An 11,263-nucleotide genomic window follows, 5' to 3' on the forward strand; every position below is an offset into this window, starting at 1 on the left:
GTTACTCGCCGGCCAGCGTCTCCAGCTTATCGCGAAAACCGGTCACCGAAATGGCCCGATTGTCCGCGCGCCAGCGATCCTTCGGCCCCGGCGCCGAGCTCTGGACGGCAATCACCTGCCAGCCGCTTTCGGTTTTTAACAGCAGCGGAGAACCGCTATCGCCGGGTAAGGTATCGCACTGGTGCGACAGAACCGAGGTCTGGGCCCAGCCGGTCACGATGCAGTCCTGATGGTTGTACAGATTATCGAGGTGATCTTCCGGGTAGCCGGACTGAGTCACCTTGCGCTCGGCGACCTTTAGCGCGGCGGTCAGGTCGGCCTTACTGCCGGGAAACAGCGGGATCGGGTCGATTCCGGAAGGCGCATAGCGCAGCACGACTAAGCCAAAGTCCGAAGGCGCGGCGGCGGAGGGGACGATCCAGCCGTCACCGTCGGCCTTCAGGCGCCTGCCTAGTGACGGGTCCACGCGACCCTCGACGCCGTGAATTTCGTAAACCCAGCCGTTTTTGCGCGAGATAAAGCGCAGGGCGACGACTTTATCCGGCTTGCCCTTCGGCGGCGTCAGCAGGCAGTGCCCGGCGGTCAGCGCCAGGTTGGGGGAGATCAGGGTGGCGGTGCACAGATTGCCGCTGGCCGTTTCCAGCTGGCCGATGGCGTCCCACGGGGCGTCGGCGGGGTTGCTTACCGGCTTGCGGTCATCATGACCAAAAAACAGGGTCTTGATATCTTTCGCGCTCATGCCGTCATCGTCAGCCTGTGCAAACAGAGGAAACAGGCAAAATGAACACAGTAATAACAGTACGTCTCTACGCATATCACTCTCTGAGGAGATAATTATACTCACCATCCTGCTGGCCACCCGAGTGCACCAGGGATGATTTTGGCTATATTGAAAGTAGCAGGAGATTTAAGTTTATGAAAGTTAACAGTAATTTTAATTAAATCAACACACCGTCAGCCCCCGGTAAAATTGCCGCTTTGAACGAAAAGAAGGTCGATAACTCAACCAGTTAGCGCGCATTTTTTGCTGCTGTCATTTCCGCAGAAACCGGCCCTGGAAGCAACAGATATCGGGTTACAGAAAGTACCAAAAAGAGGGCGCCATCTGCGCCCGGGCATGATGCGTTTTTCCAGTGTTTGTTAATAATAATCATTAGAGTAATGCTATATAAAACAGACAACTTCACAAAAAATTGTCCTTTTTTACACCATTTGTGCTTACTTGCAAAACGAAACATTTTCTCACTCAAAAGGTTGTTATTGATAGCAGCCGTTGAGCAAGCAGAGATGTTGTCCCCGCGATGATATCGGTGATTTCTGGCTCCAGTCTCGGGAGGACGTATGTCGAAAAAAGGTATTCGTGCGTTGGTTTATGTATCCGTTGTGTCCGTCATTATCTGGGGCGCTGCGGGGTATCTGGTGGCGCAGGCGGTCAGCGTTTTGTAAGCCATCACCACATCGCTGCACGTCATTGCGGGGCCTTTCCCCGAAGAAGGATCCCGTCAGGAAAAGGCCCCGGGACGTGCGCGAGCAAAAACGCCTGCAGCAGAGCAATCGGCTGCGGGCTGAGCGTATTTGCCGACCACACCAGATAGTATCCCTCACCGGTAGCGACGGCCTGCGAAAACGGCAGCGTCAGCAGTCCCGCCCGCAGCGCCTGCTGGCTAAGCAGCAGATCGCCCACAGAAACGCCGTGACCGCTCATGGCCGCCATATTGCCCTGTTCCAGGCTATCGAAAACCAGCCCCTGGGAGAGATCTACCGCTGAATGCTGCCCGCTATGCTGCAGCCAGCGCCGCCAGTCCCGGCGGTCGGTGGTCGGGGTGAATCAGCGGGCAGGAGGTTAAATCTTCCCGCGCCGCCGGGGTCATTGCCGGCGCGCAGACCGGGATCAGCCACTCGGCGAACAGCAGCGTCTGGCGCTTATCCGCGCCAAAGTTCCCGTTACCGAGGAGGATCGCGCAGTCGTACGGCTCCCGCGCGAAATCAACGCTGTCCTTATCCATCCATACGCTGCTGAGCTCGATTTCAGGGCGCTGATGCTGCTGGCGAAAGCGCTGCAGTACGTCCAGCAGCCAGCGCATGGTTAGCGTCGAGGAAGCCTTCAGCCGCAGCTTTCCCGCCTGTCGGCGTAGCGAATGGCAGGCCCTGTCGATGGCCGAAAAGCTCTCCTCCAGCGCGTTTGCCAGCTGCCGCCCGGCATCGGTGATAATCACCTTTGGCCCCTGACGAATAAACAGTCGGCACTCGAACCACGCCTCCAGGGTAGCGATATGCCGGCTGACTGCGCCGGGGGTTACGTGCAGCGCGGCGGCGGCCCGGCTAAACGAGCCCAGACGCGCGGCGGTTTCAAACGCGCGCAGGGCGTAGAGGGGAGGCGTCGACATCGTTATGGATCTCTATAGTGAGTCATACTCACATTCAAACTCAGCATTTCTCGTTTTTCAATCTGTTAATCAAAGAACAGAATGCAGAAATCTAAATCATTGAGTGAGTTATTATCATGAACTACATGCTGGTGGCGGGATATTGTCTGACGGTCGTGGCCCTGATTGCGACCCCGGGGCCGGTGGTGCTGTTGGTGACAGGGACGGCGGCGCGGGAGGGTTACGCCCGGGCGGTACGGACGATGATCGGCGGCAATCTGGCCTCGCTGCTGCTGATTGCCGTCGCCGCGGCAACGCTGACCGGCGCGCTGAAGCTCGACCCGCAGGCGCTGACGCTGGTGGCGATCGGCGGATCGCTGTACGTTGCCTTTCTGGCGGTAGGAATGCTGCGCGAAACCTCAGCCGCTCGCCCGGCGGCCCGGCGCGGCGGGTTGACGGTGGGATTTATCGCCGCGCTGGGTAATCCCAAAGACATTCTGCTTTTTTCGCGTTTTTTCCGCAGTTTATTCATATCACCGCCGATAGCGGCACGAGCCTTGGGATCCTGACCGCGCTGTGGGTGGTTATCGACCTCAGCGTACTCTCATTTTATATTCTCGCCATTCATCGCTGGTTGACGCTGGCGCACAGCCGGCTGTTAACGACGATTTCGGCTGCTTTTCTGCTGGCCTTATCCCTCTACGGCCTTGGCTACAATCTCTGGCAATTCATCGGTAGCCGGGCCTGGTTCCGCGTAAAGAGGCTATGGTTGAAGGGGGCTACCGGTGAGGAGAGTGAACGATGATCGAGAATGACGCGCTGCGCGCAGCGGCGAACGGTGAAAGAGACGATATTGCGCCTGCGGTTTTCGCCGCCGAGCTTCTGGCTGCCCGGGAGAGAATTACGCAGCTGGAGCGGCAGCTGGCAACGCCGGTGAGGCTGCCGGTGTGCTGTGCGAGTCCGGTCTGTGAGATTGAAGCGGGCTATGCGGCAGGGGTCAGCGATTGTCGAAATGCGATACGTCAGGCGGGTTATCCGATCGAAGGGGATGACTAAGCGCTGCCGCGTTAGTAGAGAAAAAAGCGGGTCGCAACCAGCGCACAGATAATCAGCAGGATCAGAATGAGCTCGAAACGATAGCGCCGCAGCATAGTATCCTCCAGAAAAAAACGGCGCTGAAGCAGCGCCGATTTACTACGATACCAGACTAACCGGGTTAATTATGCAGCCGGCTGTGCAGCAGGTTTAGCGGCAGCGTGGTGTTTGGCTTTGTGGTGTTTTTTAGCGGCCTGAGCTTTCTGGGCTACGGCAGGTTTTGCTGCGGCTTTGTGGTGTTTTTTAGCGGCCTGGGCCTTCTGGGCTACGGCAGGTTTTGCTGCGGCTTTGTGATGTTTTTTCGCAGCCTGAGCTTTCTGGGCTACGGCAGGTTTTGCTGCGGCTTTGTGGTGTTTTTTAGCGGCCTGGGCTTTCTGGGCTACGGCCGGTTTAGCTTCTGCTTTTTTGTGTTTTTTCGCAGCCTGAGCTTTCTGCTCTGCGGCCGGTTTAGCGGCGGCTTTATGGTGTTTTTTGTGATGAGTGGTCTTGGCAGTGGTGCTGTGAGTTGCAGCAGCCGGAGCCTGAGTGGTGCTTACCGCATCAGCAGCGAAAGCAGCAGAAGAGAGACCCATAGCAGCGGCAACGACCAGAGCTAATACTTTTTTCATTCTGATATCCTCGAAAAGGTTTTTTTCATTCAACCCCACTGCGGGGCCGGTGAAAGAACTATATGCTTCTCTTTTCGAGCTTTCCGTGAGTGTTTGGTATCGGCGTGTAACCGAATGTACGACGTGGTTCATCATGTAGAAATAATGCGCCGGGGCGTTGCCCGGCGCGGAGTTTTACAGGTAGCGGGAGGTCAGATGCTGGCGGAAGTAGTCGCTGTTCAAATCTTCCCCGGTGGCGTTGTGAATCAGCTGGGAAGTGGTGAAGCGGCTGCCGTGCTGCCAGATGTTCTGCTGCAGCCAGTCGAACAAGCTGGAGAAGTCGCCGCTGGCAATCTGGTTATCGAGCTGCGGCAAGGCGCGTCTGGCGGCCGCCATAAGCTGCGCCGCGTACATCGCCCCCAGGGTATAGGAAGGGAAGTAGCCAAAGCCGCCGTCGGTCCAGTGAATATCCTGCATACAGCCGTTGCGATAGTTACCGGTGGTGGAGAGTCCCAGCCAGCTCTGCATTTTTTCATCCCACAGCGCCGGGATATCGTCAACCTCGATGTCGCCATCGATCAGCGCCCGCTCAATCTCATAGCGCAGAATAACGTGCGCCGGATAGCTGACCTCATCGGCGTCCACGCGAATAAACCCGGGCTTAACGCGCTGATTCCAGGCAACGAAGTTCTCGCTGCTGAACGCCGGCTGCTCGCCGAAGCGCTGGCGCACGGCGGGCAGCAGACGGTTTAAAAACGCGTCGCTGCGGCCCAGCTGCATTTCGAAAAACAGGCTTTGTGATTCGTGGATCGCCGTCGAGCGGGCGAGGGCGACCGGCTGATCGATCCAGGTGCGCGGCAAATTCTGCTCATAGCGGGCGTGGCCCGTTTCGTGGATAACGCCAAACAGCGCGCTCAGCAGATCGTCTTCGTTGTAGCGGGTGGTGATACGCACGTCCTGCGGCACGCCGCCGCAGAACGGATGGGCGCTGATGTCCAGACGCCCGGCGTTGAAGTCAAAGCCCAGCACGCGCATCGCTTCCAGCCCGAGCTCGCGCTGTTCGGCGATAGGGAACGGGCCCTGCGGCGCGATGAGCGGATGCTGGGCCTGTTTCTCAACCACGTTCGCCAGCAGCGACGGCAGCCAGGACTTGAGGTCGGCAAACAGCACGTCCAGCCGGGCGCTGGTCATATCGGGTTCAAAAATATCCAGCAGGGCATCGTACGGCGAACAGCCCTTAGCTTCGGCGCGCAGGGCCGCCTCCTGGCGGCTCAGCTTGACGACTTCACGTAGGTTATCGGCGAAGCCTTCCCAGTCATTGGCCGGACGCTGGCTGCGCCAGGCGTGCTCGCAGCGGCTGCCGGCCAGCGATTTAGCCTCAACGAGGCTCCCCGGCAGCAGGGCCGCCTGGGCGTGCTGGCGGGTCATTTCGCGCAGGTTGGCCTGCTCAACGTCGTTAAGATCTTCCTGCAGGGCGTTCTGCAGCGCCTGAGCCACGCTCTTATCGGTCAGGATTTGGTGCTGCAGCACGCCCAGCTCTGCCAGCGCCGCACCGCGCGCCGCGCTGCCGCCCGGCGGCATCATGGCGAACATATCCCACCCGGCGATGGCGCCCAGATGTGAAAAGCGCGACAGACGCTGGAAAGTATGGGTAAGCTGCTGATAGTTTTTGTTTTCTGCCATAGTAAATTCTGACCTGTTGCAAGTGAACGAGAGGCATAGCCTGTTGACCCCTACACTATCCTGATCCTCCGGACGGGTCGAGTGACGCGACTGAATTGCCTGCCAGGATTGGCCGATGCGCTGAACTGCACAAATCTTCCAGACAGACGTAAAAGGATAGACAATGCTGATGGCGTGGGGGAGAGATTATGACAAACGACTGGCTTGAGCTGCGACAGCATGCAGATTCGGGAATTGAAACCATCAAGGCGCACTTCGAGGGGCACGCCTACGATCCGCACTGGCACGACAGCTATCTGGTGGGGATAACCTTGTCCGGGACCCAGCAGTTCTCCTGTCGCCGGGAGCGCCATCGTAGCCATCCCGGTGACGCCTTCCTGCTTGAGCCCGGCGAGATCCACGACGGCGACGCGCCGGTGGCGGGGGGCTTCACCTATCTGACCTTCTATCTCGACGAACGCTGGCTGACGCACACCCTGCAGGGCCTCTACGAGTCGGTTCCCGGCAGCTACTCGCTCCATTTTTCCCGCACCCTGACCCGCGAGCCGCGGCTGGTTCGGGCTATCGGCGAGACGTTTTCGACGCTGCACGGCAATGAGATGCGCATCGTGCAGCAGAGCCGTATGGATGACCTCCTGGCCCAGCTCACCGCGCACTGCAGCTGGCGGAAGAAGCTGCCGTCGCATATCCAGAGCGCGGCGGTGGCGCACCGGGCGCGGGATTATCTGTATGCGCATATGGGGGACAATATCGGTCTTGCCGACCTGGCGGCGGCCACCGGGACCGATCGCTTCACGTTGACGCGCTGTTTTAAGCGCGAGTTTCACCTCGCGCCGCACGCGTGGCTTATCCAGCTGCGGCTGGCGAAAGCGCGCCAGCTGCTGGCCTGTGGCGAGCTGCCGGTGGACGTCGCCGCCGCGACGGGGTTTGCCGATCAAAGCCATCTTGGCCGCTGGTTCCTGCGTTCGTATCGGCTCACCCCGGCCCACTACCGGCGCCTGTGCACAAACCTTCCAGACGTTTGCAGAAAATAGCCGCACAGTGGTGGCTCCTGACAACAAGGAGTTACCTGTGGATCTGCTGCCCTATCTGCTGTTTGCCTTCGTCGCCTCCATTACCCCTGGGCCGACGAATATCCTGATCCTCACCAACAGCCAGCGCTATGGCGTACGCGCGACGCTCTCCGCGGTGGCAGGAGCCTGCGTCTCGGCCAGCGTGATTGTATTGATATCCGGCGCCGGCGCCGGGGAGCTTTTGCATCATCACCCGCTGGTCCGCCAGCTGATGAGCTGGACCGGCGCGCTGTGGCTCAGCTGGCTTAGCTGGCAGCTCTTCAACGCCCCGGCGCCGAATTTGCAAACGTCCACGGCAGCACGCTTTACCGCTCGCGCGGCCGCGCTGCTGCAGATAGTTAATCCGAAGACGTGGATGATGGCGCTGGCGGTGGTTGGCCTGTTTGCGCCCGCCGGCGAAGGGGCGATGTGGAGCATTGCGCGGATGGCAGCGTGGTTTTTAGTGATTTCGCTGCTGTGCCTGGCGGCGTGGGCGTGGCTCGGACAGATCGTCAACCGGGTCTTTCGCACCCCCGCGGCGCTGGTTCGCTTCCAGCGCGCGATGGCGCTGCTGCTGTTGATTTCCGCGTGGGCGGGAATGCTGTAGCAATCCCGCGACGACGGCGGTCATCAAAATGTCATCATGACGTGGCCAGGATAGCAGATTCTTTCTCAGCCAGCGGCTAAACTCTTAGGGAGCCAGGGCCGCTGATGCGGGGTTAATATGAATCCGTTCACCTTACTGTTTATCGCACTCCTTTCAATCGACGCCGTCAGAGAGCTGCTGGGGGCCTCATCGATTCTGGGAATGTGGTGAGCAGCGTGGCCGTTAAGGCCACGTGATTACTCGCTATTTCAGACGCTTGTGCAAACAGGCGCCGGTAACGAGTGCTGCCGTTAGCATCAGGGCGATAAAGCCGCCAACGCCATTCCAGCCGTAGTTATGCCAGAACACTCCGCCTAAGGTCCCGGCAATGCTCGAACCCAGATAGTAGCTAAACAGATACAGCGACGATGCCTGGCCGCGGGCGCGGCGGGCGCGCGGGCCAATCCAGCTGCTGGCGACCGAGTGCGCGGCAAAAAAACCGGCCGAAAAGAGCAGCATGCCGCTGAATATCAGCCACAGCGAGGCGAAAAGCGTCAGCAGCAGGCCGCCAAGCATCACCGCGGTAGAGACCAGCATCACCGGGCCGCGTCCGTAGCGGGCGGTCATGGCTCCAGCCTTCGGCGAGCTCCACGTTCCGGTCAGATAGGCGACAGAGAGCAGGCCGACCACCGCCTGGTTCAGCGACCACGGCGACATCATCAGACGATAGCCGATGTAGTTAAACAGCGTCACGAAAGCCCCCATCAGCAGGAACCCTTCGAGAAAGAGCAGCGGCAGGCCGCGATCGCGCCAGTGCAGGCGGAAGTTAATCAGCAGGGATTTTGGCCGCAGCGAGGTCGGGCGGAAATGGCGCGACTCCGGCAAAATTCGCCAGAACATAATGGCCGATGCGAGGGCAAAGCAGCCGATCGCCGCCAGCGCCACGCGCCAGCCGAAGAAGTCGGTAAACACCCCGGTGAGCAGGCGTCCGCTCATGCCGCCGATCGAATTGCCGCTGATGTACAGCCCCATTGAGAAGGCCACCACGCTGGGGTGGATCTCCTCGCTCAGGTAGGTCATGCCAACGGCCGCCACGCCGCTGAGCGACAGGCCGATCAGCGCGCGCATGATGAGGATCCCGTGCCAGGTGGTCATGACCGTTGACAGCAGGGCGCAGCAGGAGGCCAGCACCAGCGCGGTGACCATCACCTTTTTGCGCCCGATGGCATCCGAAATGGGGCCGGTAAACAGCAGCCCGACGGCGAGCATGCCGGTGGAAATCGACAGCGAAATACTGCTACTGGCCGGTGAGATACCGAACTCGCTCGACAGGACCGGTAGAATCGGCTGCACGCAGTAGAGCAGGGCGAAGGTGGCGAGACCGGCAGAGAACAGCGCCAGGGTGACGCGCATAAACTGAGGTGTACCGCGTTTGATAAACTGATTTGGCTGGGATACCACATTGTCGATGACTTCGCTTGCCGGCGCGATGTCAACAGTAGTTGTACGACTCACGGAAAATCCTTGCTGAGAAACTCGGGTTAGGTGACCTCACAGATCACATTTTTAGAGTATGAAAATGTAAATATTCTGTCTAATATATTAATAATCTCAAATAAGACGTTTTAAATATGAATATCGAGCTGCGCCACCTGCGCTACTTTATTGCCGTCGCCGAAGAGCTCCATTTTGGCCACGCGGCGGCGCGGCTGAATATCTCCCAGCCGCCGCTGAGCCAGCAGATCCAGATCCTCGAGCAGCAGATCGGCGCCCGGCTGTTTGCCCGCACCAACCGCAGCGTCAGCCTGACGGCGGCGGGAAAGCAGTTTCTTGCCGATAGCCGCCAAATCCTCACCCAGGTTGAGGATGCCGCCGCCCGGGCGGGGCGCCTGCACCACGGCGAAACCGGCGAACTGCATATCGGCTTTACCTCCTCGGCGCCGTTTATTAAGGCCGTCTCCGATACCCTCTCGACCTTTCGCCGCCGCTATCCGGACGTGCATATCCAAACCCGGGAAACCAATACCCGGGAACAAATTGTGCCGCTTAACGAAGGGGCGTTAGACCTCGGGCTGATGCGCAACACCCGGCTGCCGGAAACGCTGGTGTGGCAGTGCATTCTGCGCGAACCGCTGCTGGCAATGGTGCCCAGCGATCATCCCCTGGCGCGGCAGGATGCGGTCAGCCTGGCGGATCTGGCGAGCCAGCCGTTCGTCTTTTTTGACCCGCACGTGGGTACCGGGCTGTACGACGATATTCTCGGCCTGATGCGCCGCTATGGCCTCACGCCGACGATTGCTCAGGAGGTCGGCGAGGCGATGACGATTATTGGCCTGGTGTCGTCCGGGCTTGGCGTATCCATTCTGCCAGCCTCATTTAAGCGGGTTCAGCTAAATGAGATGCGCTGGCTGCCGATCGTCGAGCAGGACGCGGTTTCCGAAATGTGGCTGGTCTGGTCGAAGCACCGCGAGCAGGGGCTGGCGGCGCAGCGCTTCCGGGAGCAGCTTCTTCACGCCGCTTTGATGGACAATTAGGCCAAAATTAGCTCAAAATTGTGCGGTAAATCACAAGGCTAAGCAAAAATTTGACGTGCACCGTCGAAGTGCTTCACCATAGCTGAAAGTTTATTTCGAAGCGCGAAAATAAAGGGAGTCAACGGTGGTAGCCGATAGTCAGCCTGGCCATATCGATCAAATAAAGCAGACCAATGCAGGAGCAGTGTATCGCCTGATCGATCAGCTTGGCCCGGTATCGCGCATCGATCTCTCCCGTTTTGCCCAGCTGGCGCCGGCCAGTATTACCAAAATTGTCCGCGAGATGCTGGAAGCGCATCTGGTGCAGGAGACGGAAATCCAGGATCCGGGCAGCCGTGGGCGTCCGGCGGTGGGCCTGATGGTGGAAACCGAGGCCTGGCACTATCTTTCCGTGCGCATCAGCCGGGGAGAGATTCACCTCGCGCTGCGCGACTTAAGCAGCAAGCTGGTGGTCGAAGAGCAGCTCGAGCTGGCGCTGCAGCACGAACAGCCTTTCCTGAGCCGGGTCGTTGAGCATATCGACCGCTTTTTTATTCGCCATCAAAAGAAGCTGGAACGCCTGACGGCAATCGCCGTGACCATGCCGGGAATTATCGATACCGAAAATGGCATCATCCATCGGATGCCGTTTTATGATGACGTGAAGGATCTGCCGCTCGGGGAAGTGCTGGCCAACCATACCGGAGTTTCGGTTTATATTCAGCACGATATCAGCGCCTGGACCATGGCGGAGTCGCTGTTTGGCGCCTCCAGAGGGGCGAGGGACGTGATTCAGGTGGTGATTGACCATAACGTCGGCGCCGGGGTGATTACCGACGGCCGCCTGCTGCACGCCGGGAGCAGCAGCCTGGTGGAGATCGGCCATACTCAGGTCGACCCTTACGGCAAGCGCTGCTACTGCGGCAACCACGGCTGTCTGGAAACCATTGCCAGCGTCGAGAGCGTGCTGGAGCTTGCTCAGGTGAGGATGGCCAAATCAATGAGCTCAATGCTGCACCAGCAGCCGCTGAGCGTGGAGTGGCTCTGTCAGGCGGCGCTGCAGGGTGATTTGCTGGCTCGCGATATTATCAGCGGCGTCGGCCAGCACGTCGGGCGAATTCTGGCAATTATGGTTAACCTCTTCAATCCGCAAAAAATTCTTATCGGCTCTCCGTTTAGCCTCGCGGCGGATATCCTGTTTCCGGCTATTTCTGACTGCATTCGTCAACAGTCGCTGCCGGCCTATAGCCGACACATTACCGTCGAAAGCACCCAGTTCTCCAACCGTGGAACCATGGCCGGCGCCGCGCTGGTCAAAGATGCCCTCTATAACGGATCGTTGCTGATACGACTGTTACAGGGTTAACATTTTTTCATAGTC

The 11,263-nt window shown here is 59.1% G+C and carries 11 protein-coding genes and 1 pseudogene; 7 read left to right on the forward strand and 5 right to left on the reverse strand.

What is annotated here, in order from left to right:
• Nucleotide 1: 1 nt before the first annotated feature.
• Nucleotides 2–814 carry a serine protease gene (locus GVK32_RS09725; protein ID WP_132510039.1) on the reverse strand — a complete coding sequence of 271 codons (813 nt, stop codon included), beginning with the start codon at nucleotides 812–814 and terminating at the stop codon, nucleotides 2–4.
• A gap of 654 nt (nucleotides 815–1,468) precedes the next feature.
• Nucleotides 1,469–2,387, reverse strand: a pseudogene (locus GVK32_RS09730) (LysR substrate-binding domain-containing protein).
• A 116-nt stretch (nucleotides 2,388–2,503) separates the two neighbouring features.
• Between GVK32_RS09730 and GVK32_RS29100 the strand changes: the two are divergent.
• Together GVK32_RS29100 and GVK32_RS09740 are read left to right on the forward strand one after the other, a co-directional pair.
• A complete protein-coding gene (locus GVK32_RS29100) occupies nucleotides 2,504–2,935 on the forward strand; it encodes a LysE family translocator (RefSeq protein WP_227697838.1) in 432 nt (143 codons plus the stop codon).
• Nucleotides 2,936–3,167: 232 nt separating this feature from the next.
• Entirely contained in the window at nucleotides 3,168–3,422 is a 255-nt protein-coding gene (locus GVK32_RS09740) for a hypothetical protein (RefSeq protein ID WP_159873881.1), read from the forward strand.
• A 164-nt stretch (nucleotides 3,423–3,586) separates the two neighbouring features.
• On the opposite strand, the gene asr is transcribed toward GVK32_RS09740, so the two are convergent.
• Together asr and GVK32_RS09755 are read right to left on the reverse strand one after the other, a co-directional pair.
• Complete coding sequence (gene asr, locus GVK32_RS09750; protein WP_159880932.1) at nucleotides 3,587–4,069, reverse strand: acid resistance repetitive basic protein Asr; 483 nt, start codon at nucleotides 4,067–4,069, stop codon at nucleotides 3,587–3,589.
• Between the two features lie 174 nt (nucleotides 4,070–4,243).
• On the reverse strand, nucleotides 4,244–5,731 hold the full coding sequence (locus GVK32_RS09755; protein ID WP_159868823.1) for a carboxypeptidase M32: 1,488 nt from the start codon (nucleotides 5,729–5,731) through the stop codon (nucleotides 4,244–4,246).
• 188 nt (nucleotides 5,732–5,919) lie between these two features.
• Between GVK32_RS09755 and GVK32_RS09760 the strand changes: the two genes are divergently transcribed.
• The 3 genes from GVK32_RS09760 (at nucleotide 5,920) to GVK32_RS29105 (ending at nucleotide 7,600) form a co-directional block, all read left to right on the forward strand.
• Entirely contained in the window at nucleotides 5,920–6,765 is an 846-nt protein-coding gene (locus tag GVK32_RS09760) for an AraC family transcriptional regulator (protein WP_123708093.1), read from the forward strand.
• A 37-nt stretch (nucleotides 6,766–6,802) separates the two neighbouring features.
• Nucleotides 6,803–7,390: a LysE family translocator gene (locus GVK32_RS09765; protein WP_159868827.1), complete on the forward strand. Its 588-nt coding sequence runs from the start codon at nucleotides 6,803–6,805 to the stop codon at nucleotides 7,388–7,390.
• Between the two features lie 117 nt (nucleotides 7,391–7,507).
• Nucleotides 7,508–7,600, forward strand: coding sequence for a KPN_01571 family protein (locus GVK32_RS29105; RefSeq protein WP_217698319.1), 93 nt, complete (start codon nucleotides 7,508–7,510; stop codon nucleotides 7,598–7,600).
• Between the two features lie 33 nt (nucleotides 7,601–7,633).
• On the opposite strand, the gene GVK32_RS09770 is transcribed toward GVK32_RS29105, so the two are convergent.
• Nucleotides 7,634–8,884 (reverse strand): MFS transporter, encoded by a 1,251-nt coding sequence (locus GVK32_RS09770; protein ID WP_159868830.1) that lies wholly within the window; start codon nucleotides 8,882–8,884, stop codon nucleotides 7,634–7,636.
• A gap of 116 nt (nucleotides 8,885–9,000) precedes the next feature.
• Here GVK32_RS09770 and GVK32_RS09775 point away from each other — a divergent pair, with 116 nt between their 5' ends.
• Together GVK32_RS09775 and mlc are read left to right on the forward strand one after the other, a co-directional pair.
• On the forward strand, nucleotides 9,001–9,903 hold the full coding sequence (locus tag GVK32_RS09775; protein ID WP_159868833.1) for a LysR family transcriptional regulator: 903 nt from the start codon (nucleotides 9,001–9,003) through the stop codon (nucleotides 9,901–9,903).
• 124 nt (nucleotides 9,904–10,027) lie between these two features.
• Entirely contained in the window at nucleotides 10,028–11,248 is a 1,221-nt protein-coding gene (gene mlc, locus GVK32_RS09780) for a sugar metabolism global transcriptional regulator Mlc (protein WP_159868836.1), read from the forward strand.
• Nucleotides 11,249–11,263: the final 15 nt, after the last annotated feature.

The sequence above is a fragment of the Klebsiella sp. 18074 genome, assembly GCF_902705905.1.
GTDB lineage: Bacteria > Pseudomonadota > Gammaproteobacteria > Enterobacterales > Enterobacteriaceae > Klebsiella > Klebsiella terrigena.